The sequence below is a fragment of the Mycobacterium sp. SMC-15 genome, assembly GCF_045310925.1.
In the GTDB taxonomy this organism is placed as follows: domain Bacteria; phylum Actinomycetota; class Actinomycetes; order Mycobacteriales; family Mycobacteriaceae; genus Mycobacterium.
Window position 1 is genome coordinate 69,954 of record NZ_JBJIAJ010000016.1, and the last position, 21,334, is coordinate 91,287.

The window sequence follows — 21,334 nt, forward strand, 5'->3', positions numbered from 1 at the left end:
TTGACCTCCCGCCGAGCAGAAGGAGTGCCTGATCGTGACCACATTGCGCATCACTATCGACAACGTCGAACGCCTCGTCACTGACGATGACCAGGAGGCAGCGTCGCTGCTTCGCCTCGCGGGCCGGGACCCGAGGGACTATGACCTGTTCATCGTCGACCAGCACGGCATCGAGTCGCACATCAAGGACAAGCAGATCGTCGATCTGCACGATGGCAACGAGTTCCACACCCGCCGCAAGGTGCACTTCACGATCGACGGCGAGCCGCACACAAGTTGGGACGACGACCAGACTGCGGCGGCGCTGCTGCGGTTGGCCGGGCTCGACCCAGCGAAATACGACTTGGCTCGGGTCAATGGTGCAGGTGGACGTGAGCGGTTCGCCGACGAGCAGCTGATCACCGTCCGCGACGGAGACGAGTTCGTCAGTACGAAGAGTGAAGGGGTCACGATCATCGTCAACACCAAGCCCCACCTGTGGGGCGGCAAAGACATCACTTTCGAGCAGGTAGTGGAGCTCGCCTCCCCCGGCCAACCGTACGACCCCGCGGGCACGACCGTCGAAATCAGCCGGGGCCACGGCCCAGATAAGTCCCTGCGGCCGGGCGAGAGTGTTCGCGTCAAGGAAGGAATGACGTTCGATGTCGAACCCACTAATCGGTCCTGAGGAACCCATTGGTCGTCTGCTCGCCGAGGGTTACGACCTGAAATTGCAGACCGGACACCTGATCATCGATCGTGTGCCCTACCTGACCGCTGACGGCCCGCGCGCCGACGGCCGGCTGGTTCTGCCGGTGAATGACAGCGGCGGTGTCATCACCGATGCCATTGGCGACCACACCATCTGGTTCAGCGGCAACGAACCACGCGACGAGCGCGGAGCGCCCCTCGGCGGCGCGAGCCCCCGTGACCTCGGAAAAGCAGGCAGCGTCAACTTCATGTTGTCCTTCAAGCCACCCGGCGGCAGTTATCCCAGCCTGTACGAGAAGGTGCGCTCCTACGCTCGCATCCTCAGCATCCCCGCTCGTGAAGTCGACTCGACCCTCACCACGACGCCCGGAGCCGCCTTCCAAGCCGTCGAAGACGACCTGCCCCTCGTCTACCGCGATACCAATTCCACCCGAGCAGGACTCACACCACTGAACAACGTCTTTCGTGGCCACCGAATCGCCGTCATCGGCGTCGGGGGCAGCGGGAGCTACATCCTTGACCAGGTCGCGAAGACTTGGGTTGACTGCATTGACCTCTTCGACGGTGACGTGTTCGAGAATCACAATGCTTTCCGCGCACCCGGCGCCGCTGCACTTGAAACACTTCAGGCGAGACGGAACAAAGCGGAGTACTTCGCCGAGGAGTACTCCCGGATGCACACCGGCATCACTGCACATCCCGAACACCTGACCATGAGCAACATCGATCTGCTCGCGAACACCACTTTCGTCTTCCTTGCGGCGGCGGACGCCGACCAGCGGCCCCTCATCATGACTTGGCTGAGCGAGCACGACATCCCGTTTGTCGACGTCGGGATGGGACTCCATCAAGAAGACGGGGGTCTCACCGGACTCGTCCGGTCCACCATGTACCTCCCCGACAACCACATCACGTCACCGGTCAACCCTCCGGCGACACCGGGCCAGGACGACTACGGTACGAACATACAAGTCGCAGACCTGAACGCCCTCAACGCATTACTCGCCGTCATCAGCTGGAAGCGTCATCTCGGTTTCTACGCCACCCACACTCCGGCGGCCGAGACCATCTACAAATTGTTTCTCAATGAACTTCGAAACGGCGACACGACATGACCCGCGCGGATCGCTACGCCGCCGAATTCGTCGAGTCGTTCCCTACACCAATGGAGCCCGGCATCCTGTACGTCTCGCCGAATTACTCCACAGCCGGTCATCTATGCCCCTGCGGATGCCGGCATCAAGTCGTCACCAAGCTCTCCCCAGCCCGATGGCGGATCACATTCGATGGCGAGGTCTCGCTATGGCCGTCGGTGGCAGCTACGGGGCTCCCGTGTAACTCCCACTATTTCATCACCCGAGGCGAAGTCGACTGGCGTCAGAATCTCAGCCCGGTCCAGGCGCAACGAGCCCGGCACGCCGATCAACACGCAGTGGAGATTCAACGCTCGAGGGGCGGCTTGATTAGACGCGCCTGGCACCGCCTCAAGAAAAGATGACTGGTCGCTACGCGGGTTCGATTCCCGTCATCGGCTCCACGTTTGAGCAGTGCCGGCCTGCTGAGGAGACCCGCTCATTTAACCCACGGCACGATCGGCACAAACGGCCGGTTGGCGTTGTGCCAGAAATGCTCCAGCGCGGAGACGGCGGTGTCGTGCGCTATCAGCCAGTGCCCGCCCTGGTTGATCAGGCCGATGGGCTCGGGTGCGCTCTCTTCATGAAAGCCCCCCACGGAGGTGACGGTCGCTCCGGCGAGATTGTCGCCCGCGGGCTGAATGTCGGACACCACGAAGTGGTAGGGCAACAGTCCGGCCTCTTGGGTCTCGCGCAGGCGATCGTCGATGGTCTGGGCTTCCTCGGGCGTGAAGCCGGGGGTGACGACGTTGGTCTTGTTCGCCGCGGGGATGTTCGGGTCGGTCAACTCGGCCACCGCGGCGAGCACCTCGTCGGCGGTGGGAACGCTTCCGATACACAGTGATTGGCCGGGATCTCCGCACGCCGCAGCGGCCGTGGCGGGCGCAGCCACGCCCGTGAACGTAGTAGCCAGCAATACCGCTGTGACGGCGATTCTCATAGCGCGAACGCTAACGGCGTCATGTGTCAACGATGTTTTCCGTTTGCAACGGCAAATGAACGAACCCTGGCGAGGCAAAGGCGCGGCCCTCGCCCTAGGAGCGCCCCGCCAGTCGGCCCTCGATTGCACGTACCACGTCGACCTCCCGGTCTCGAACGGCGCAAGCCACCTCGACGAACCGCGCCACCAGCGGGCTCGGTTCATCGCGCAGCCAGGCGACCGCCACCACAGATCCCGGCCAGTCGTCGACCGGCAGGCAGCGCACGCCCGGCGCCGGCAGGTACTGCGTGACTGCCGCACTAGTAATTGCGACCGCCACCCCAGCCTGAACCAGCTGTGCCTCCTCGGTGACCGAGTTGATCGGGAACCGCCGGACCGCGGTCGCATCATCGCGCACGGCATCCAGACACCAGAAGGCACGGTGACTCTCATCGGTGGTGTCGGTAACCGTAATCGGTTCGTCGATGAGATCGAGCACCGATACCGAGGAGCAGGCGGCAAGTCGATGGTTGGCGGAGACCATCGCGACGACCGGGTCGACGAACAGTGATTCCGTCTCAATATCGGGGGTGCTTACCGGCAACCGCAGCAGCGCCACATCGCTGACCCCCGACGCCAGCCCGGCCGACGGGTCGCCGATCGGGAACTCACGCATGGTGACGTCGACGCCGGGATAGCAACGACGGAACTCGTCGACGATCAGGCCGGTCAACTCCAGTGCGCCACCGGGGCCAAAACCCAGCCGCAGCGTCCCCGACAGTCCGCGGACCGCCCGTGCGATATCGGTGGTGGTGGCGTCCAGCGTCGCCAGCATCTCCCGCGCCCCGGCCAGGAAGATATCGCCGGCCGGGGTGAGCGTCACCTTCCGCGTCGTGCGGTTCAGCAGTTTGGCACCGGCCGACGCCTCAATTTCCTTGATCTCGCGGCTAAGCGCCTGCTGGGTCATACACAGGCTGGTGGCGGCGCGGCTGAAATTCAGCTCCTCGGCAACCACAACGAAGTGGCGCAGCTTGCGGGTGTTGATGTCGATACCAGCGAATATAGCCGCACATCCTGCGGCTTCGACTCAAATCTTGCATCGCCCGGTCCCATTAGCTAAACTAGCCGTGCAGTTCAGTTACGGAAGGCGAGAACATGAGCGTTTGGTTCATCACAGGAGCTTCCCGCGGGTTCGGTCTGCAGATCGCACGTGACCTGCTGGAACGCGGCCACCAGGTGGTCGCGACCGCGCGTGACGCGGCAACAGTCACCGAGGCGCTCGGCGAGAACGACAACGTGCTCGCCGTGGCCCTCGACGTCACCGACGAGACGCAGGCCCGCCAGGCCGTGCAGGCGGCAGTGGACCGTTTCGGTCGCATCGACGTTCTGATCAACAACGCCGGCCGTGGACTGCTGGGCGCGGTCGAGGAAGCCACCGACGCCGAGGTTCGCGCTGTCTACGAGACCAACGTGTTCGGTCTGTTGACCGTCACCCGCGCGGTCACACCGGTACTGCGGGCGCAGCGGTCCGGCACCGTCGTCAACATTTCGTCGGTGGGCGGGTTCGTCAGCTCCCCGGGATGGGGCGTGTACGCGTCCACCAAGTTCGCCGTCGAAGCCCTCTCCGAGGCGCTGCACGCCGAACTGCAGCCCCTGGGAATCCACGCGATGGTGGTGGAGCCCGGCTACTTCCGCACGGACTTCCTCGACTCGTCCAGCCTGCAGGTCCAGCAGCACACCATCGACGACTACGCCGACGGGCCCGCGGGCAAGATGCGCATCACCGCGGGCGAGCGCAACCACGACCAGCCCGGCGATCCCGTCAAGGCGGCGGCCGCGATCATCGATGTGGTCGAATCCGAGCGGCCCCCGGTGCGCCTGCTGCTGGGCAATGACACCATCGCCGCAGTCGAGGGCAAGCTGGCCCACGTGCAGGCCGAGTTGGCGCAGTGGCGCGGCGTCTCGGCATCGACCGACTTCGACGATGTCGTCTGAAACCGCCGGCCGGTCGGGCGAATCCACCTTCGTCCGACCTACCGGTGCCCGCAGCGATCGCATCCACCAGGCCATCTTGGATGCGACCGCGCAACTGCTCGACGAGGGCGGCTATGCCGCCTCCACCGTCGACGCGATCGCGGCCCGGTCCGGGGCCAGCAAGGCCACCATCTACAAGCACTGGCCGTCACGAACTGCGGTGGCCGCCGAGGCTTTCGGCGCGATGATGGCCCAGGATCTGCCGCTGCCGGATACCGGAAGCACCGTCGGCGATCTCACCGAGCAGGTGGTGCGGGTCTCGGCGTTCTACGCGAGTAGTCGCGGTGACGTATTCGCGCAGCTGCTCGCCGCCTGCGTCGAAGACGCGGCGGGCGCCGCCTATTTCCGGGACTACTTTCTCGACGGCCGCCGCGCGGCCATCACCGAACTGTGGCAACGGGGAGTCAGCCGCGGCGACGTCGACGCCGACATAGCCATCGATGACGTCATCGATCTGCTGTTCGGGCCGCTCATCTTTCGCCGCATGAGCGGCCACTGCACGCTCACCGAGGAACATGCGCGGCGGCTGGCCGACGTCGCGCTGCGCAGTGCACTCGCCCCAAACGGCCCCCAAGCCGGCTGATCCCGCCACAATCTCCGGTATGGGTCTGTTTCCGAAGCCACACGCCACCTTGACCGACACCGAGGTCGCCGACGCGCTGGGCCGCGCGGTCGCGGTTATCGATCCGCTGCTCGACCTGCTCGCCGAGGCCGATCCGATCGGGCTGCGCAAACGCACCCGCCGACTGCTCACCCCGCCCCGCGGCCTGTCCCATCGCATCCGGCGGTTTCGGCTGCGGCGGCGCCGTCACGACGCCGGTCGCGGCCCCAACGTCACCAACCGCGCCTTGAACGCCGGGGCCCAGCTGATCAACGCCGCGGATCTGCCCGGCACCGCGGCGTGGGAGCGGATGAGTCGCGAGCAACGGGTGCACTGGTGGGTGCACCGGGTGGGTGCGCTCAACACCGTGGTGGTCGCCTCCCCGGGGGTGTTCGGCTGGCTGACCCGAGTGGTCCCGGTGGGCGAGCTGGCGGGATTCGTCAACCACGCCATCGTGTTGTGCGCGCTGGCCCGCGAGTACGGCGTCACCGACCGGCGCGAGCAGGTGCGGCTGCTCGCCGAGGTGTTGTGCGGGCGCCATCTTCCCGAGAACGTCGACGTACCAACGCAACCCGATCCCGCACCGCTTCCCGAAACACCGCCGCCGGGGTGGAAGCCGCTGAAGTCGATCACGTCATCGACCCCGGTGGTGATCACCCGCACCGTCTGGCAGCTGGCCGGCATCCTGCGGGCGACTTTCGACGAGGTGAGCAAGCGCCCGCACCCCAAGAAGTTCTATCAGCGTCTGGGGGCACTGCCCGGGTTGGGTTTGTTCGCCGCCTATTTCGGCGAGCGTGGCGCGCTGATCCGAGCGGCCGAACAAGGCGTGGCTTGGCTCCAGGCGCGCGAAGACGGTGCCAGCCCCGGCGAGACCGGCGAGGTAAGACCGCTTTAGAAGACCCGGATCCAGTCGACGAGCATCTGGGCGGGGTAGCTGCCCGATCGAGGATCACCGCCACCGGAACCGGCCACCGCCAGGTTGAACACCGAAAACACGTGGTAGCCGGGATTATTGAAAGGCCAGTCCGCGATCGAGTTCGCCGGAACGGAGAAGTAGGGTGCGGCTCCGTCGACGTAGTCGCGCCAGAACCGGATGCCGTCGGTGTCCCAACGGCACCGCCAGGTGTGCCAGGCGCTGTCCATCGAGATCTGTTGGGTTGCCCATTCGGCACCGTTCGATCTCGTGTGGACGGTGGTCGCCGATGGCCAATTGCCGTTGCCGTACCACTCCAGCACGTCGATCTCGCCTTGATCGTCGTTGCCCATCCACCAGGCGGGCCAAGCCCCTGCGGTGAGGCAGTCGAGCTTGATCCGGGCTTCCCAGGTGTGCCCGATACCGCCCATCCACCGGCTCTGGATTTTTCCGCTGTAGTAGTTGTCGCTATCTTTGGCGGCGCGCAGCACCAGGTTCGACTTGCCGTCGACGAACACGTTCTTGCGATCGTCACGGTATTGGCCGACGTTCTCGGGACGCTCCCAAAACGTCGGGTCCTTCATCGATTCCCGGGCCTGCGCCACCGCCCACTTCGCCGGGTCCGGCGCGGAACCAGCCGGGCCGTCGAACTCGTCGCTGAAGAGGTAGGTCTGCGACGGCGCGTCGGGCAGCGGATCGGCGGGCCCCGGTCGGGCCCATGCCTCCGGCATGCGCATCGCGGCGGCAAGCATGCCGAATCCGGTCGTCAACATCAGGCTGCGTCGATTTATCTCGGCCACCTTCGCATGAAACCACTACAGCGGCCGAGGCATCAATGGCAGAAGCCCCGCACACCCGAAGGTGTGCGGGGCTCCTGTCGCCTGTTGTAGCGGCCCTTAGCCGGCTGCCGGAGCAGCGCCCTCGCCGCCCTGGCCGCCAGCACCGGGGTTGGTCCCGTTGTTGTCGGCGCCTGCGGAGCCCGGTGCTCCCGCGGTCTCGCCGGAGGCGCCACCGGCACCGCCGTGGCCACCGTCGCCGGCCGTAAGCCCGCCCGAAGCACTGCCGCCGGTACCGCCGGTACCGCCGTTGCCGCCGGTAGCAGTGGCGCTGTCGCCGCCCACGCCGCCGACGCCACCGGTACCGGACGCCAGACCGTTCGAGCCGCGAGCCCCACCGGTGCCACCGGCACCGCCGTTGCCACCGTTGCCCGAGGTCGAGTCACCGCCGGCACCGCCGGTGCCGCCCGTACCGGCGGTCGCACCGAACCCGGCAGTACCGCCGGCGCCGCCGACGCCACCGTTGCCGCCGGTGCCGATCGTGCCGGCGCTGCCACCGAGGATGCCCGCGGTTCCAGCCTTCGCTCCGGCCGCGCCGCCCTCGCCACCGACGCCGCCGTTGCCACCGTTGTTGTTGAACGTGGTGTTGACCAGCGAACCGTCGCCACCGGCGCCACCAGTACCACCGGCGCCGCCGGCGCCCGAGTTGCCGCCGCTACCGATAAGCGAACCGCCGTTGCCGCCGTTACCGCCGTTGCCACCGTTGCCACCGTTGGCACCGGTCTCCGCGGCCGTCGTGTTGGTTGCGTTGTCGCCCTTGCCTCCAGCACTGCCGGCACCGCCGACGCCACCATCGCCACCGGCACCCAGCATCGCCGCCGAGCCACCGTTGCCGCCGTTACCACCGTTGGCGGCGCCGACGCCACCGTTGCCGCCGTTGCCGCCGTTGCCCAGCAACGAACCACCGGCGCCACCATCGCCACCGTTGTTGGTGCCCTCGATCACGTTGCCCTCGGCGTCCTTGATGGCACCCAACGCGCCGGCGCCGCCGTCGCCACCGTTACCGATCAGGCCGGCGTCGCCACCCGCGGACCCGGCGATGCCGTTGCCGCCGTCGCCGAACAGCAGACCACCGTTGGTGGCTGCGGTCAGCACACCGTCGTCGCTGATGGACGCGTCAACGCCATCGCACACCAAGCCACAGCTGCCATCGAACGCGAACAGCGTGTTGATGCCGGTCGCATCGAAGATCGGAATCAGCATGTCGCCCATCGAGTGGATGCTGCTGTAGATCGAGTCGTAGATGCCTTCCAGCCCAGTGCTGTCCGCGGCGCCGGGCAGGGCCAAGTCGAAGCTCGAGCCGTCAAAGGCCGCAGTGCCGTCGGCCGAGTCGTCCCAACCGAGCGCGCTCAGCACATCGCCGAAGTCGAAGTCGAAGTCCGCGTTGGCGGCCGGAGCTGCGGCCAGCGGGCTCAGGCCCAGCGCCAGGAACGCACCCACGGCGCTCGCAGCGCCCACCACGCGCCGACGCGCGCCGCCGTTGTGACCTTGACTCATCAAAGAAATCCCCTCCTGTGGACTTGCCGTCAGGCAGTCGTGTCTCCCTCAGCATCGCCTTAGATGGCGAGCGAGGGGGACGCTACCTCAGCGATCCACCTGCTTGCCGGACCCTGCCCAGACTTGACGGGCGTCGAGTCGCTCGCCAATGCCGCTGAGCTGCAACAGATTCCACATGCAGACTCCGATGATGTGGCGCAAATCACATTCCGCCTCGTCGTGCCGCGTACGATTTCCAAAGCCCTACCGACCAGTAGCCAAGACGGCTAACTTGATCGAGATCCTGTGAAAGACAGCCTGTTTCGTTAACGTTTCCGGCGAGGGGCGGAAGCAAAAGAACCCGTGTCGCGATTAGTGCACGAACTCTCCGCCGGCCGGAACCGGCACGGCGGGCGAGGCGGACAGCAGGCTAGAAGACCCGCACCCAGTCGATCAGCATGTCGGCCGGGTAACTCCCCACTCGGGCGTCACCGCCGCCGGATCCACCGATAGCCAGGTTCAGGATCGGGAACACCGTGTATCCCGGGTCGTTGAACGGCCACTCCCGGCCCGGTTCGTCGATGTTCTCGATGCCGACGGCCGGGACGGAGAAGTAGGGCTCCATACCCTCGGCATAGTCCTGCCAGAAGTACATCCCGCTCTGGTTCCAGGTGACCCGCCAGTTGTGCCAGTTGCCGTCCACCGGGAGCGCGAAGGTTTCGAACGCGGTGCCGTAGGGGTTGGCGTGCACGGTGGTGCCCGAGGGCCACTCGCCGTTGCCGTACCACTCCATCAGGTCGATCTCGCCCTCACGGCCCGGGTCGTCGTTGGACAACCACCATCCGGGCCAGCAGCCCGCCGTCTGGCAGTTCAGCTTGATGCGGGCTTCCCACGTGGTGCCGATGCCGCCACGCCAGTTGCCGTGCACCAAGCCGCCGAAGAAGGTGTTGCCCTCCTGGGTGCCCCGGATCACCAGGTTGGAGTTGCCGTCGAGGAAGACGTTCTTGCGGCTGTCGCGGTACTGGTAGAAGTACTCGGGCCGGTCCCAGCCGACCGGACGACGGATCGGGGTCCGGTGATTGGAGATCGTCCACTTCGACCGATCGGGGGCCGAGCCGGCCGGCCCGTCGAACTCGTCATGCCAGATGAAGCCACCGGGCTTGGCGGCACCGGTCGGGGGCGTCGCAGGCGCAGCGGGACCAGACGGCGGCTGCGCCGGGTCGCCGGGCGCTCCCGGGACCGCGGGAACGGCTCTGGCCTGGGGGGTGGGCGCTGCGGCAGCCAATGCGCCGGCACCCAGCATCATCATGACCTGGCGGCGGTTCATCTCGGACACGGTGGCAATCTAACCCACACCGCACCGGTGTCAAACAAGACAAGCCCGCCCACGTGGCCTATGTCACCTCATCGTCTTCGACGCTGTCGTCGAGCACGCCCACGGCGATCCCATAAGGCAGGAACCGGACTCGGCGATTCGGGTCGGGATTGCGCTGACTGGCGCGCAACGCGTCGATCTCGGTGGCGTAAACCTGCTCGACGCGCGCTGCCCCGTCGCCGCCGACGGTATAGATAGCCCACACGCCGTCACCGGTCTCGCCGGTGGTCGCCGGCTCAGCCCGCGCCGCCCGGGCCAGGTCCGCGAAGATCGCACCCCAGCCGGCTTTCTCCCCGGCGGAGCCGAATGTCCCGGAGAAGCGGTCGAATGCTGCGCGCAGCCCCTCGCCCGCCTCACGCATCATGCGGTCCAAATCCTCGGAATCGAATCCGAACGCACCGTTGTCGCCCATTGCGAGCTCCTTTCGCCCGGTCGCCACACCCCAGTGTGCCTGCGCGGGGCGAATCCGGCCACGGTCTCAGGCGACGCCCAAAGCTAGTTCTGCGGAACCGTGATCGGGATCGGAATCGGCACCAAGGGAATGTGCAGGTATTCGGTTGTCATCGGCACGGTGGTGGCCGGCGGCACCGTGGTGCTGGGCGGTTCACTGGTCGTGGGCGGGACGGTCGTGGTCGTCGTCGTAGACGGAGCCGTCGTGGTCGTTGTCGTGCTGGTCGGTGGCGCGGTGGTGGTCGTGGTGGTCGTGGTGGGCGGCGCCGTCGTCGTGGTCGGCGGCGGCGCCGTGGTGGTCTGCGGCGGCGGTGTCGACGTTGTGGCCACGGGCGGCGGCGCAGGGGCGCTGGGCTGCGGTGGCGCACTGGGCGTCGGGGTCGGCGGCACCACGGCACTGGTCTCGGGCGCAACCGGCGTCTCGTCGTCCTGACTGCGGGCCAAGCTGTAGAGCGCTCCGGCAACAGCGATCAGCGCCACCACGATGCCCACACCGAACGCCAACCGCGGTAGCCGCGAAGGCGCGCGACGGCCCGGGACCGGCGCAGCAGGCACCGAAACCGTCGGGCGGCGTCCGGTACTCAGATCCTGGTCGTAGTAGGGGTCCTCGACGTAGGGCACCGGCTCGGCACCAGCACTGCCGTCCTCCTGAGACCAGGCGAACGCGTCCACAACAGCACCGGAACCCGGAGCAGACATCACGGTCGGCGCCATGTCAGTTGCGTCGACCGCTTCTGCTTCCCTGGTGGCCTCGTCGTCGTGCGGGTCGTACATGGCTGACTACCTTGGATCGACAACGGCTGGAATGGCCTCACCATAGGCGGGGCCGAACCGGTCAGGAACGCCGACACACCGGCGGTCGGCGGGCTATCAGCCGATTCACACCACGGTCAGCGGCAGCGATTTGCGGGTGCGGAACACGAAATCCGCGCCGCTGCTGACCTTGGTCACCATCACCTCGGGCATTTCCTTTGCCTCGGTGTCGGTCTCGATCAGCCGGGCCGTCCACTCGTTTGCCGACCCCTCGACCTCCACCCGCAGGAGCGGGTTCACGGCGGTCGCGATGGCCTGCAGCGGGTTGACGTCCTGGGGCGAGCACAGCGTGATCCACGCGCCGTCGTCGTGCGCGGGCGAGGGGTGCACCGCGATGGTGTTCTCGCCGATGTCGGCGCGCACGTAGCCAATCGGATTGAGCAACGGATGCAGCTCGAAGGTGCGTCGCGCACCGTCGATGTCTCCAGGAAGCTTCAGCGCGTTCTTGATTCGCTGGGCGCCCAGCCCGGCCAGGCCGGTGAGCTGACGCCGACCCACCGATGCGGCCAGTTCGTCGGAGTCCGCCCGGGCCCGCACCGCGAGCGCGAAGGATAGGTAGAGCAGGTGCATCTGCAGGCACACCTCGTCGGCGATACGCACCAACGCCGAGTGAGAGAACGCGGTGAAGTCGACGTCGGCCAGCAGCGGTCCGGTGTAGTCCGCCAGCCCTTCGTCGGCGGCATCGATGTCGTCGAGTTGCCAAGTGGCGGCTTTGCTTTCACTGATCACCGCCAACGCGGGAATCGGCTGGGCCGGCGGGTAGTCCTCGTCGATGATGACGGTCCAGTGGCAGTGCGGTTGCCGGTCCGACGGCGTGCGGGGCGGGCGATGTACGGGACGGCACTGCGCGTGGACGTTGGTGGCCACCGCGGTGGCGTCGAACGTCGGATCCTCGATGGTGTGGCACATGCCGAAGACGTAGTCGTCACCCATCGGCTCCACGTCGAGCAGCGCGCCGCAGCTGGCCAACTCGAATTCGCCGTTCCAGCGATCGTGGATGGTGAAGCGGAAGTCCATGAACTGCGGTGGTGATCCGATGTCGAACTGCAGGCCCTTGAAGATGGTGAACACGTCGTCGCCGATGTAGCCCAGCGCGCGCTGCATACGCCGGGTGTAGATGGGGCTGGAGCCCGCCCACTCCTCGATGGCGATCTGCACCATTTCCTCGCGGCCGAACTCCGAGATGCACCAGGCCATTCCGGAGCGGTCGATCATGTGCCCGATCAGTAGCAGTTCGGGCACGAGGACAGCCAACTCCTCGCGGGACAGCGAGGCATACCTGGATTCGGTCACGAGCTAAAAAATAGTTGTGTCTATGTTATAAAGTCAACAATGACTATTTCCGCCGGTTCCGCCCGGCCGACTGGCCCCACTCGACGGACCAGCGCGCCCCGCAAGCGCGGCGACGACACCCGCGCCCGGATCATCGACGAGACGGTGCGCTGTATCACCGAAGAGGGTTTCGGCGCGGCGACCGCCAAGCACGTCGCGGAGCGGGCCGGGGTGACCTGGGGGGTCATCCAGTACCACTTCGGGGACCGCAACGGCCTGTTGATGGCCGTGGTCGACGACGGGGTGGCCGAACTGCTGACGAGCCTGTCCGCAGTCGACGTCAGCGAGCTGGGGCTGCATGAGCGAATCGAGGCAGTGGTGGACACCGCGTGGCGCTGCTACGCCAGCCCGACCTCACTGGCCGCATTCGAGATCCTGCGGGCCACTCGCGGCAGTTTGGGCGAGCAGTCCCATCAGCACCTGCTGCAGATGAACTCCGCGATCAACAGGCTGGGGCGGCTGGTCTCAGATGATCCCGCGGATTCCGGTGTCGCCGAGGTGATCTGGGCAGCGCTGCGGGGAATTGTGTTGGCGCAGATGATCATGGGAGGACCCATCGACTGGCAGACCGAGCGGCGGGCGCTGATCGACATGGTCGCCCACTACCTGCAGCGCGATCGCGGTTAGCTGATCGCTAGCCCGTCCGCCAGTGCGACGGCAGCGGCTGCCCCTCGCGCTGCCGGGTGTGATACGCCCAGGACGACGCCAGCCAGCCGCTTCCATTGGTCAGCGTGGTGATCGGCTTGCCGTCCTGATCGTCGTTCTTGCCGTTGCTCTTCTGGCTGCGGCGGTCGGTGGTGGCGGGCGTTGCGCCCTGGCCCGCGGTCGTTCCCATCATCGCCTCCTGACACGCCATTCCCGGCGGAAGTCCGGCGGCCGGCGGCAACGGGGTCTGCGCGGCGGCCAGCGTGTAGGCGATGGGCTTCATCTCCGGGGCTGCGGTCGCCCAGCTCGGCGGCACCGACAGCCCGCCGATCGGGATCGCCCTACCGATACCCGGCCCCGTCACCGGCGTCGTGGACGCCGACAGCACACCGCGCGGCCCGATCCCCAGGAAGGTCAAGGCCCCCTCCGTCCCACCGCGGACATACACCAGCCGTCCCCAGCCGGCGCCGTTGCTCACCACGGTGTACAAGCTGGAGTCGAAGCTCAGCCCGCTGCTGGCGATGCTGCTGAACGGCGTCAGCTGGCCCAATTCGGAGGTAAGGGTCTCCCACCACGTCGGTGGGTCTGTTGAGGCCGCCGGATTCGCGAACTGCTGCAGCGTGGCCTGCGTCAATGCCTGGCCGTTGCCGGCGGCCGCGTGCGATACCGCCGTGGACTGCGCGCCGGGCCCGGCCGGGTTGGTGGTCTGCGGCGGCTGGTCGAGTTCCGGCAGTGCGCTGGCCGGCATCGCCGCCGCCGCGTAGCCGTACATCGCGACGGCGTCTTGGGCCCACATCTCTGCATACGCGGCCTCAGCGGCGGCGATGGCCGGAGTGTTCTGGCCGAAGAAATTCGTGGCGACCAAGGTGGCGAGAAGGGTCCGGTTGGCGGCCACCACCGCCGGCGGGACAGTGGCCGCGAAGGCGGACTCATAGGCCGCGGCAACAGCTTTGGCCTGTATCGCGGTCCGCTCGGCGTTGGCGGCCCCGGCCTGCAGCCACGCCACGTAGGGTGCCGCCGCAGTGGCCATCGCCACCGATGTCGGGCCGGACCACGCGTGCCCGATCAGACTCTCGATCGCCCCGGCGTAGCCGACCGCAGCCGTCTCCAGTTCGGCGGCCAGGGCATCCCAGGCGGCCGCCGCGGCGAGCATCGGTGCTGCCCCCGCGCCGGTGTACATCCGGCCGGAATTGACCTCCGGGGGGAGGAACGCAAAGTCCATGTCGTTGGGGGATTAACCTGCGGCCGGCGGACGGGGCACCACGGTCCGGCGATGAGCGGCAGCCCGCGACGTCGCCGCACCCAGACCCCGGCCGGCCAAGGTACCGAGCATGGTCTCACCGAACGCCCCGCCTGGCACACCGCCGGCCAGGACCGGCGCCGCCGGCACCGCGGCGGCCGGTAGCGGCACGCCCGCCGAGGTCAGGGTGACCGGCATCGCCCAGCCGTGGGGCACCGATAACGCCCCGATCTTGAGCGCAGTGCCGGCGCTTGCCGACGACCCCACACTGCCCAGTCCGGCACCCAGCCCGGCGCTGCCGAGTCCGGATTTGCCCAGTCCCAGGCCACCCAAGCCCAAACCGGCCGGGCCGATCTTGGGCGGGTGCAGTATTTCGTCCAGGCCGCCGGGGTTCTCCGCCTGAAACGCGGCCAGGCCGATCCCGTTGTTGACGTTGCTGAGCATGTTGGCCGTACCCGACCAACCGGTCATGGTGGCGCTCAGGCCCTGGGTGGCCAACCCGGTGAACGGCGATATCTGACCGATGATCGAAATCAACGAACTGAAGATGTCGGTGGCCGCACCGTTGCCGGCCGCCGCGACCCCGGCCTGGGCAACCGCGGCGGACTGGGCAGACTGCCCCGCCGCGTTGGTGGTCTGGGGCGGCTGGTTGAACGCGGCCAACGCCGATGCGACCGCCGAGGAACCGGCGTAGCGGTACATCGCGGCCGCGTCCTGGGCCCACATCTCGGCGTATTGGAGCTCGGCTTCGGCGATCGCCGGGGAGTTCTGACCGAAGAAGTTGGTGGAGACCAGCTGCTTGAGCAGGACGCGGTTGGCGGCGATCACCGGTGGGGGCACCACCGCGGCCACCGCAGTCGAGTAGGCCTCCGCCGCCGCGGTGGCCTGGCGAGCCGTGGTTTCGGCCTGGACGCCGGCGCCACGCAACCAGGTCACATACGGTGCCGCGGAGGCGGCCATCGCCGTCGCCGCCGGTCCGGTCCATGGCCCGGCGGCCAGGCCTGACGTGACCGAGTCGTAGGACGCCGCAGCGGTATTCAGCTCAGCGGCCAAGTTCTCCCACGCAGAAGCGGCGGTCAGCATGGAGCCGGATCCGGGGCCGGCGTACATGCGTCCCGAATTGATCTCCGGGGGCAGCACCCCGTAGTCCAGGTACACGATGTCTCCTCGCTCACGGCACTAGGTGGCACTCCAGTGGCCTTCAGCGGTTTGCGAACGGCTATTCCGATCCTTACGAAACGGCACGCAGGTGAACCATAGGTTAAGCCGAAGTGGTCAACAGGGTAGCGGGTAAATGAACTGTTAGGCGGCCGTCTACCGGCGCGACGCATCCGGCGCACACCGTACCGACGGTGTTCACCGATGGTTCATTTTGTTGCCGCTAGGGGTTAATTCAGGTCAGCCATCCTGTTGTCACTGTGATAAATCCACGATGGGCCTTGATCGCGATCGGCGCTGCGGCGCTGGTCAGCGCGGCCGCACCGGCAGCCGCCGACCCGGATACCGACGCCCTGTTCATCAGCGCGATCGAGCAGGCCGGTATCGAATACACCAATCCGGTCGACGCCGTCGCCGTCGGCCGGGAAGTCTGTGCCTACCTGGGCGAGGGACATCACTCAGATTCCGCCGCGCGTGCCGTGCGGATCTCCAACCGCAGCATGTCGGTGAAGAACGCCGCCCGGTTCGTGACGTTCTCCCAAGTGGCGTTCTGCCCCGACTCGATCACCGATTGACAGAGGAAGACCATGACGGTTCGCATGTCCCGCACACTCGCCGTGACTGCCTTCGCGGTGGCCGGTGCGCTCGGCCTGGCCGCACCGGCGGCCGCCGATACCGATGACAGCGGCTTCCTCAGCGCGCTCGACAAGATGGGCATCTCCTACCCGGATGCGGCCGATGCGGTCGCCGGCGGGCATTCGGTGTGCGAGTACCTCGTCGGGGGGCACTCCCCCAATCAGGCGGCCAAGGCCGTGAAGAACGCCAACCCCAGCCTGACCCTGACCAGAGCGTCCCAGTTCGTCAGCATCGCCCGCGCGTCCTACTGCGAAGAGGCCTGAGGAAACTACTTCGCGATCGCGATGACCGCGCCTGGGCGCAGCCACTGAATGATCTGCACCAGCTTGGCGTCGTCAATGGCGACGCAGCCCGCGGTCGGGCCTCCGTCGGTGGTGTGAAAGAAGAAGGCGGCGCCGTCACCGGGACTGCGCGCGGTGTTGACCCCCATCACCACAGCGTGCTTGTACTGCGGGATTTCGAGGTTCTCGCTCTCACTGGTGTCGAACGCGCATTGCGCCTTCTTGCACACCTGCATGGTGTTGAACGTCGGGCTGTGATCGTCGCCGTCCCACCAGTGATCCGGACCGACCTGCACATACTGCAGTCCCCCGCCCGGGTTCGGCGCGGTGCCGAACGCATACGGCAGGGTGAAGACGCCCATCGGAGTGGCCGGATAGCCGCTCTTTGCCTTGGCGGCCATGCCCGCCGAACCGACGTGCGTCTGGATCCCGGCGGCCACCGGCTGCCAACCCGTCGCACTGCGCTGGTAGACGTCCATCTTGGCGTCCGAACCGCCAACCCCGACAACCGAAATCACCTGGCTGGCGTTGCCCACCGAGCGGGCAAACCACGGCATGACATCGGCCTGGGCTCCTGGCGCCGCGGTCAGCGCGGCAGCAACCGTGCACAGGGCAGCGCTGAACAAGCTCACAAGTCGGCGCATTGACTCATCATCTGCGCACGCCCGAAGCGGGTCAAACACCGCTCACGGCGTGCCGGAATTCAGGTCGCCGCGGTCACGGCTCCGCCCGGCGCGGCAGATCTTCGACCGGCGCCTCACCTTTGAGCAGGCCGCGCGACGATAGATAGTCGCGGAAGTACTCCCGGTGCTGCGGACACGTCAGCCAGACCTTGCGACGTTCGGGGGTGTGCAGTTTCGGGTTGTTCCACAGCATGCCGTACACCGCGTCGGCGCTGCAGCCCTTGCGGGAGCAAACGAGTGCGCCCACCGGATCGGCGTTACTGCTGGTCATCACGATCATCCTGCGACGCACCCGCGGACCCGGTCAACTCCGCTCTCCGCCACGGTTGCAGCATCAGAGCCCACACCGTCAGATAGGCCCAGCCCAGCGCCCAGCCGGCCAGCACGTCGGAGGGATGGTGCACGTTGAGCGCTACCCGGGAGACCCCGACCGCACCCACCACCAGGACGCCGACGCTCACGGCCGCCACCCTGGCGTTGCGCCGCAGCGCGGGTAGCGCCAGCAGCAGCAGCGCACCGACACCGATCGTCACCCCTAGGGCGTGCCCCGAGGGAAACGAGGTCGAGGACGCCGCGACCAGCGCCGTCACCGGCCGCGGCCGGCCGACCGAGCCCTTGGCCAGCACGGTCAGCAGCCCGCTGGTCTCCACGGCAGCTAAGAGGAACAACGCCGCGCGTAACCGACGGCGCAGCACGGCGACCAGGGCCGCAACCATGCCCACCGCCCGGAACACCGCCGGTTCGAAAACGGTGGAGATGCCATCCCAGAACCGGACCCAGATCGGGTGTTTGACCGCGACGTCGTAGCTCGCGTCCAGTGCGGCGGCGTCGACGCGGGCCAGCCAGCCCCAGCCCTGCAGATAACCCATCAGCATCAGCGCATAGACCATCGCCGCGACCGCCACCGAGATCAGCGCTGCACGCGCCGCCGAAGACGTCACCACCTAGTTCCCACCGCGGGAAGACCCGGTGCCACGCAGGTCCGGCCAGGGCGGACGGCGCAGTACCGCCAGGGAGGCGATGACGGCGGACAGCAACCCGGTGAGCACCCCGACCAGCGCGATCCGGTTCGCATCGACCGCGGCCACCCACTTGGCCTTGTCACCGCGGATCACCACTACCCCCAGAGGTGTGGCGGTCACGTCCGAACCGCCCGGGCCCGACGCGGTCACCCGCGCGGCGGTGATGACCGTCGCCCCGTCCGGAGTCTGGTGAGGTTCGCCGTAAACGAGGTTTGCGGCGGCATCGGCGGAGAAGTGGTCGAGCAGTTGCGAACGTTTCATGACGAGCGTCCCTTCGTGTGGCTCCTACCATGATCCCGTGGCTGATCCATCGTTCACCGCGCAGGAGCGCCAAGCCGTGTACCGGGTGATCACCGAGCGACGCGACATGCGCCGATTCGTGCCCGACAGCACGGTCGGCCCCGACGTCCTGGCGCGCCTGTTGGCGGCCGCTCACGCCGCCCCCAGTGTGGGCCTCATGCAGCCGTGGCGGTTCGTCCGGATCACCGACGACGGCCTTCGACAGCGGATCCACGCCCTGGTCGACGAGGAACGCCATCGCACCGCCGAGGCGCTGGGCCGTCGCGAACAGGAGTTCCTGGCCCTGAAGGTGGAAGGCATTCGCGAGTGCGCCGAACTGTTGGTGGTGGCGTTGCGAGACGGCAGGCAGGCACACATCTTTGGTCGTCGCACCTTGCCGCAGATGGATCTGGCGTCGGTGTCATGCGCGATTCAGAACCTCTGGCTGGCCGCCCGCGCCGAGGGGCTGGGCATGGGCTGGGTGTCATTGTTCGAACCTGCGGCGCTGGCGCAGTTGCTGGGAATGCCCTCGGACGCCGAGCCCGTGGCGATCCTGTGCCTAGGGCCCGTCCCAGAATTTCCGGACCGGCCGGCATTGGAGATCGACGAGTGGGCCTACCGACAGCCCTTGGGCGAGTTCGTATCCGAAAACACCTGGGAGATCGCATGACACACGACGACGAAGCCGCCGCGGTCCGCCGGGTCTGGTCGGGACTCGGATTGCCGGGGATCATCGACGTCCACACCCATTTCATGCCCAAGTCGGTGATGGACAAGGTGTGGCAGTACTTCGATGCGGCCGGCCCGATGGTCGGCCGGCCCTGGCCCATCAACTACCGGATGGACGAGTCCAAGCGAGTGGATGCCCTGCGTGCGTTCGGGGTACGCCGCTTCACCTCCCTGGTATATCCGCACAAGCCGGATATGGCGGCCTGGCTCAACCAGTGGGCAGCCCAATTCGCCAACGACACACCGGATTGCCTGCCCACGGCGACTTTCTACCCGGAGCCCGGGGCGGCCGACTACGTCAAGGCCGCAATCCACGTTGGAACCCAAATCTTCAAGGCACACATTCAGGTCGGCGACTACGACCCGACCGATCCACTGCTCGACGAGGTTTGGGGAGTGATTGAGGACTGCGGCATCCCGGTCGTCATCCATTGCGGGTCCGGCCCGCAGCCCGGCCGGTTCACCGGGCCTGAACCGGTGCGACGGCTACTGCGCCGCCACCCGCGACTCACGTTGATCATCGCGCACATGGGCATGCCCGAATACGACGAATTCCTCGATATCTGCCTGGATTCGCCAAGCGTGCACCTCGACACCACAATGGCCTTCACCGCGTTCGTCGACGAGCTCATGCCGTTCCCGACCGGCGTCGATCCGCGCCTACGCACCGCGGGAGAGCGGATTCTGTTCGGCAGCGACTTTCCGAATATCCCGTACGGCTACCGTGAGGCGCTCGACGCGATCACCGCCCTTCCCGGCATCGACGACACCTGGCTGCGCGGGGTTCTGCACGACAATGCCGCGCGGCTCTTCGCCATCGAGTTACCATCCGATTGACGACGCACCGGTGGCCGTAGGGCCAGGGCGACCAGTACCCGAGAGAGGCCGGCGACCGTGAGCACTGACGTCACCCCGATCAACCCGCCCATCCCCATTCCCGATATTCCGGGTGCCGACGCCGGCGCACAGGGACTGCCGCGGCGCAGCGAGTTGTCGTTGCGAGAGAAGGCTATCGTGGATGCGTCGGCCTTCGCTGACATCGGCTTGCGCACCGCGGTCGCCTCCCTGGTTGCCGCGGCGATGATCCCGTCGGTGCTCACCACGGCGGTGGGGCGCAAGCAGTCGCGGCAGGAGCGGGAACGGCTGGCGTTCTATGCCGAACTGGCATCCCACCACGACCCGATCCGGTCTTTCCCCGCACCCGCGGAGCTGCCGAGGGTTTCGGCGCGGCGGGCCAATCCGATCGCGGAGCGGATCGCGCGTGGCACGGTCGAAAACGTCTCGTTCCGCAGCGGTTTCGAAGCGGTCAATCCGGCGATGCGCGATTCGTGGCATGCCCTGGGAAACAACAACACCGCACGATTTCAGCACTGGCGTCACGACGACGGACCCCGGCCGACGCTGTGCGTCATCCACGGGTTCATGGGCTCGCCCTACTTGTTCAACGGGCTCTTCTTCTCACTGCCGTGGTTCTTCCGCACCGGGTACGACGTTGCCCTGTTTACGCTGCCCTTCCACGGTCGCCGGGCCGAGAAACACTCCCCCTTCAGCGGATACGGCTACTTCTCGCACGGCATGTCGGGCTTCGCCGAGGCGATGGCCCAGGCGGTCCACGACTTCCGATCGATGGTCGACTATCTGGAGTCCACCGGTGTCGACCGCTTCGCGTTGACCGGTCTGTCACTGGGCGGCTACACCACTGCCCTGCTGGCCGCCGTCGAACCTCGCCTGCAGGCAGTGATCCCGAATGTGCCGGTCGTCGCCGTCGAATCGGAGATCCGCGATTGGTTTCCGGCCAACCTGGTGCTGCACGGCGGACAACGGCTGGGGCAGGTCGCCGGCGACGAATTCGTCGCTGCGACGGCCTACCATTCACCGCTGAACTACGCCCCGCTGGTGGCCAAGGAACGGCGACTGATCATCACCGGTCTTGGCGACCGGCTGGCACCACCGGAACAATCCGAAATGCTGTGGCATCACTGGGATCGGTGCGCGCTGCACTGGTTTCCGGGAAACCATGTGCTGCACGTCAGCCAACCGACCTACCTGCGCAGGATGACCGCGTTCCTGCGGCCCTACATGTTCTAGC

General features: G+C 67.1%; 26 protein-coding genes. 12 read left to right on the forward strand and 14 right to left on the reverse strand.

Features of this window, described 5'->3' with window-relative positions:
- Nucleotides 1–34 precede the first annotated feature (34 nt).
- From ACJH71_RS20680 to ACJH71_RS20690, 3 genes are read left to right on the forward strand one after another with little or no spacing between them, the layout of a single operon-like run.
- A complete protein-coding gene (locus tag ACJH71_RS20680) occupies nucleotides 35–667 on the forward strand; it encodes a multiubiquitin domain-containing protein (protein WP_406759854.1) in 633 nt (210 codons plus the stop codon).
- Nucleotides 642–1,805: a ThiF family adenylyltransferase gene (locus ACJH71_RS20685; RefSeq protein ID WP_406759855.1), complete on the forward strand. Its 1,164-nt coding sequence runs from the start codon at nucleotides 642–644 to the stop codon at nucleotides 1,803–1,805. The genes ACJH71_RS20680 and ACJH71_RS20685 overlap by 26 nt, the downstream gene beginning before the upstream one ends.
- Before the next feature lie 50 nt (nucleotides 1,806–1,855).
- Nucleotides 1,856–2,188, forward strand: a complete 333-nt coding sequence (locus ACJH71_RS20690; RefSeq protein ID WP_406759886.1) for a DUF6527 family protein — start codon at nucleotides 1,856–1,858, stop codon at nucleotides 2,186–2,188.
- A 74-nt stretch (nucleotides 2,189–2,262) separates the two neighbouring features.
- Here the strand turns inward: ACJH71_RS20690 and ACJH71_RS20695 are convergent, their stop codons facing one another.
- Both ACJH71_RS20695 and ACJH71_RS20700 read right to left on the reverse strand, forming a co-directional pair.
- A complete protein-coding gene (locus ACJH71_RS20695; RefSeq protein ID WP_406759856.1) occupies nucleotides 2,263–2,763 on the reverse strand; it encodes a hypothetical protein in 501 nt (166 codons plus the stop codon).
- 94 nt (nucleotides 2,764–2,857) lie between these two features.
- Nucleotides 2,858–3,805: a LysR family transcriptional regulator gene (locus ACJH71_RS20700; RefSeq protein WP_406759887.1), complete on the reverse strand. Its 948-nt coding sequence runs from the start codon at nucleotides 3,803–3,805 to the stop codon at nucleotides 2,858–2,860.
- Between the two features lie 92 nt (nucleotides 3,806–3,897).
- Here ACJH71_RS20700 and ACJH71_RS20705 point away from each other — a divergent pair, with 92 nt between their 5' ends.
- The 3 genes from ACJH71_RS20705 to ACJH71_RS20715 are packed head-to-tail and all read left to right on the forward strand — an operon-like array spanning nucleotide 3,898 to nucleotide 6,272.
- Entirely contained in the window at nucleotides 3,898–4,737 is an 840-nt protein-coding gene (locus ACJH71_RS20705; protein WP_406759857.1) for an oxidoreductase, read from the forward strand.
- On the forward strand, nucleotides 4,727–5,359 hold the full coding sequence (locus tag ACJH71_RS20710) for a TetR/AcrR family transcriptional regulator (RefSeq protein WP_406759858.1): 633 nt from the start codon (nucleotides 4,727–4,729) through the stop codon (nucleotides 5,357–5,359). Before ACJH71_RS20705 ends, ACJH71_RS20710 begins: the two co-directional genes overlap by 11 nt.
- A 19-nt stretch (nucleotides 5,360–5,378) precedes the next feature.
- The gene (locus tag ACJH71_RS20715; protein ID WP_406759859.1) at nucleotides 5,379–6,272 is read left to right on the forward strand and encodes a hypothetical protein; all 894 of its coding nucleotides are present in this window, start codon (nucleotides 5,379–5,381) and stop codon (nucleotides 6,270–6,272) included.
- Here the strand turns inward: ACJH71_RS20715 and ACJH71_RS20720 are convergent.
- The 6 genes from ACJH71_RS20720 to ACJH71_RS20745 form a co-directional block, all read right to left on the reverse strand.
- Entirely contained in the window at nucleotides 6,269–7,063 is a 795-nt protein-coding gene (locus ACJH71_RS20720; protein WP_406759888.1) for a family 16 glycosylhydrolase, read from the reverse strand. The two genes, ACJH71_RS20715 and ACJH71_RS20720, sit on opposite strands and share 4 nt — an antisense overlap.
- A 123-nt stretch (nucleotides 7,064–7,186) precedes the next feature.
- Complete coding sequence (locus ACJH71_RS20725; RefSeq protein ID WP_406759860.1) at nucleotides 7,187–8,623, reverse strand: hypothetical protein; 1,437 nt, start codon at nucleotides 8,621–8,623, stop codon at nucleotides 7,187–7,189.
- Between the two features lie 409 nt (nucleotides 8,624–9,032).
- Nucleotides 9,033–9,929: a family 16 glycosylhydrolase gene (locus ACJH71_RS20730; protein WP_406759889.1), complete on the reverse strand. Its 897-nt coding sequence runs from the start codon at nucleotides 9,927–9,929 to the stop codon at nucleotides 9,033–9,035.
- A 67-nt stretch (nucleotides 9,930–9,996) separates the two neighbouring features.
- Nucleotides 9,997–10,389 carry a hypothetical protein gene (locus ACJH71_RS20735; RefSeq protein ID WP_406759861.1) on the reverse strand — a complete coding sequence of 131 codons (393 nt, stop codon included), beginning with the start codon at nucleotides 10,387–10,389 and terminating at the stop codon, nucleotides 9,997–9,999.
- 83 nt (nucleotides 10,390–10,472) lie between these two features.
- Nucleotides 10,473–11,201 carry a hypothetical protein gene (locus ACJH71_RS20740; RefSeq protein WP_406759862.1) on the reverse strand — a complete coding sequence of 243 codons (729 nt, stop codon included), beginning with the start codon at nucleotides 11,199–11,201 and terminating at the stop codon, nucleotides 10,473–10,475.
- Between the two features lie 105 nt (nucleotides 11,202–11,306).
- Nucleotides 11,307–12,533 carry a hypothetical protein gene (locus tag ACJH71_RS20745; RefSeq protein ID WP_406759863.1) on the reverse strand — a complete coding sequence of 409 codons (1,227 nt, stop codon included), beginning with the start codon at nucleotides 12,531–12,533 and terminating at the stop codon, nucleotides 11,307–11,309.
- Nucleotides 12,534–12,572: 39 nt separating this feature from the next.
- Here ACJH71_RS20745 and ACJH71_RS20750 point away from each other — a divergent pair, with 39 nt between their 5' ends.
- Complete coding sequence (locus ACJH71_RS20750) at nucleotides 12,573–13,199, forward strand: TetR/AcrR family transcriptional regulator (protein WP_406759864.1); 627 nt, start codon at nucleotides 12,573–12,575, stop codon at nucleotides 13,197–13,199.
- A 7-nt stretch (nucleotides 13,200–13,206) separates the two neighbouring features.
- Here ACJH71_RS20750 and ACJH71_RS20755 read toward each other — a convergent pair whose 3' ends face one another.
- A complete protein-coding gene (locus ACJH71_RS20755; RefSeq protein ID WP_406759865.1) occupies nucleotides 13,207–14,439 on the reverse strand; it encodes a PPE family protein in 1,233 nt (410 codons plus the stop codon).
- Between the two features lie 12 nt (nucleotides 14,440–14,451).
- Complete coding sequence (locus tag ACJH71_RS20760) at nucleotides 14,452–15,615, reverse strand: PPE family protein (RefSeq protein ID WP_406759866.1); 1,164 nt, start codon at nucleotides 15,613–15,615, stop codon at nucleotides 14,452–14,454.
- 260 nt (nucleotides 15,616–15,875) lie between these two features.
- On the opposite strand from ACJH71_RS20760, the gene ACJH71_RS20765 reads away from it, so the two are divergent.
- Both ACJH71_RS20765 and ACJH71_RS20770 read left to right on the forward strand, forming a co-directional pair.
- Entirely contained in the window at nucleotides 15,876–16,190 is a 315-nt protein-coding gene (locus ACJH71_RS20765; protein ID WP_406759867.1) for a DUF732 domain-containing protein, read from the forward strand.
- 24 nt (nucleotides 16,191–16,214) lie between these two features.
- Complete coding sequence (locus ACJH71_RS20770; RefSeq protein WP_406759868.1) at nucleotides 16,215–16,514, forward strand: DUF732 domain-containing protein; 300 nt, start codon at nucleotides 16,215–16,217, stop codon at nucleotides 16,512–16,514.
- Nucleotides 16,515–16,519: 5 nt separating this feature from the next.
- On the opposite strand, the gene ACJH71_RS20775 is transcribed toward ACJH71_RS20770, so the two are convergent.
- From ACJH71_RS20775 to ACJH71_RS20790, 4 genes are all read right to left on the reverse strand, one after another.
- Entirely contained in the window at nucleotides 16,520–17,176 is a 657-nt protein-coding gene (locus ACJH71_RS20775) for a L,D-transpeptidase (protein ID WP_406759869.1), read from the reverse strand.
- Nucleotides 17,177–17,249: 73 nt separating this feature from the next.
- Nucleotides 17,250–17,486 (reverse strand): hypothetical protein, encoded by a 237-nt coding sequence (locus ACJH71_RS20780; RefSeq protein WP_406759870.1) that lies wholly within the window; start codon nucleotides 17,484–17,486, stop codon nucleotides 17,250–17,252.
- Nucleotides 17,473–18,159, reverse strand: a complete 687-nt coding sequence (locus ACJH71_RS20785; RefSeq protein ID WP_406759871.1) for a phosphatase PAP2 family protein — start codon at nucleotides 18,157–18,159, stop codon at nucleotides 17,473–17,475. The genes ACJH71_RS20780 and ACJH71_RS20785 overlap by 14 nt, the downstream gene beginning before the upstream one ends.
- Nucleotides 18,160–18,498: a hypothetical protein gene (locus ACJH71_RS20790; RefSeq protein ID WP_406759872.1), complete on the reverse strand. Its 339-nt coding sequence runs from the start codon at nucleotides 18,496–18,498 to the stop codon at nucleotides 18,160–18,162.
- A gap of 37 nt (nucleotides 18,499–18,535) precedes the next feature.
- Between ACJH71_RS20790 and bluB the strand changes: the two genes are divergently transcribed.
- The 3 genes from bluB to ACJH71_RS20805 are packed head-to-tail and all read left to right on the forward strand — an operon-like array spanning nucleotide 18,536 to nucleotide 21,333.
- On the forward strand, nucleotides 18,536–19,186 hold the full coding sequence (gene bluB, locus ACJH71_RS20795) for a 5,6-dimethylbenzimidazole synthase (RefSeq protein WP_406759873.1): 651 nt from the start codon (nucleotides 18,536–18,538) through the stop codon (nucleotides 19,184–19,186).
- Nucleotides 19,183–20,082, forward strand: coding sequence for an amidohydrolase family protein (locus ACJH71_RS20800; RefSeq protein ID WP_406759874.1), 900 nt, complete (start codon nucleotides 19,183–19,185; stop codon nucleotides 20,080–20,082). The genes bluB and ACJH71_RS20800 overlap by 4 nt, the downstream gene beginning before the upstream one ends.
- 57 nt (nucleotides 20,083–20,139) lie before the next feature.
- Nucleotides 20,140–21,333 (forward strand): alpha/beta hydrolase family protein, encoded by a 1,194-nt coding sequence (locus ACJH71_RS20805; protein ID WP_406759875.1) that lies wholly within the window; start codon nucleotides 20,140–20,142, stop codon nucleotides 21,331–21,333.
- Nucleotide 21,334 lies beyond the last annotated feature (1 nt).

What these genes read in the sequence shown, in the direction of transcription:
- ACJH71_RS20685 (WP_406759855.1), top strand. Translation starts at nt 642, where the DNA reads ATGTCGAACCCACTAATCGGTCCTGAGGAACCCATTGGTCGTCTGCTC.
- ACJH71_RS20690 (WP_406759886.1), top strand. Translation starts at nt 1,856, where the DNA reads ATGGAGCCCGGCATCCTGTACGTCTCGCCGAATTACTCCACAGCCGGT.
- ACJH71_RS20695 (WP_406759856.1), bottom strand. Translation starts at nt 2,763, where the DNA reads ATGAGAATCGCCGTCACAGCGGTATTGCTGGCTACTACGTTCACGGGC.
- ACJH71_RS20705 (WP_406759857.1), top strand. Translation starts at nt 3,898, where the DNA reads ATGAGCGTTTGGTTCATCACAGGAGCTTCCCGCGGGTTCGGTCTGCAG.
- ACJH71_RS20710 (WP_406759858.1), top strand. Translation starts at nt 4,727, where the DNA reads ATGTCGTCTGAAACCGCCGGCCGGTCGGGCGAATCCACCTTCGTCCGA.
- ACJH71_RS20715 (WP_406759859.1), top strand. Translation starts at nt 5,379, where the DNA reads ATGGGTCTGTTTCCGAAGCCACACGCCACCTTGACCGACACCGAGGTC.
- ACJH71_RS20720 (WP_406759888.1), bottom strand. Translation starts at nt 7,063, where the DNA reads ATGTTGACGACCGGATTCGGCATGCTTGCCGCCGCGATGCGCATGCCG.
- ACJH71_RS20725 (WP_406759860.1), bottom strand. Translation starts at nt 8,623, where the DNA reads ATGAGTCAAGGTCACAACGGCGGCGCGCGTCGGCGCGTGGTGGGCGCT.
- ACJH71_RS20730 (WP_406759889.1), bottom strand. Translation starts at nt 9,929, where the DNA reads ATGAACCGCCGCCAGGTCATGATGATGCTGGGTGCCGGCGCATTGGCT.
- ACJH71_RS20735 (WP_406759861.1), bottom strand. Translation starts at nt 10,389, where the DNA reads ATGGGCGACAACGGTGCGTTCGGATTCGATTCCGAGGATTTGGACCGC.
- ACJH71_RS20740 (WP_406759862.1), bottom strand. Translation starts at nt 11,201, where the DNA reads ATGTACGACCCGCACGACGACGAGGCCACCAGGGAAGCAGAAGCGGTC.
- ACJH71_RS20750 (WP_406759864.1), top strand. Translation starts at nt 12,573, where the DNA reads ATGACTATTTCCGCCGGTTCCGCCCGGCCGACTGGCCCCACTCGACGG.
- ACJH71_RS20755 (WP_406759865.1), bottom strand. Translation starts at nt 14,439, where the DNA reads ATGGACTTTGCGTTCCTCCCCCCGGAGGTCAATTCCGGCCGGATGTAC.
- ACJH71_RS20770 (WP_406759868.1), top strand. Translation starts at nt 16,215, where the DNA reads ATGTCCCGCACACTCGCCGTGACTGCCTTCGCGGTGGCCGGTGCGCTC.
- ACJH71_RS20775 (WP_406759869.1), bottom strand. Translation starts at nt 17,176, where the DNA reads ATGCGCCGACTTGTGAGCTTGTTCAGCGCTGCCCTGTGCACGGTTGCT.
- ACJH71_RS20780 (WP_406759870.1), bottom strand. Translation starts at nt 17,486, where the DNA reads ATGACCAGCAGTAACGCCGATCCGGTGGGCGCACTCGTTTGCTCCCGC.
- ACJH71_RS20790 (WP_406759872.1), bottom strand. Translation starts at nt 18,498, where the DNA reads ATGAAACGTTCGCAACTGCTCGACCACTTCTCCGCCGATGCCGCCGCA.
- ACJH71_RS20800 (WP_406759874.1), top strand. Translation starts at nt 19,183, where the DNA reads ATGACACACGACGACGAAGCCGCCGCGGTCCGCCGGGTCTGGTCGGGA.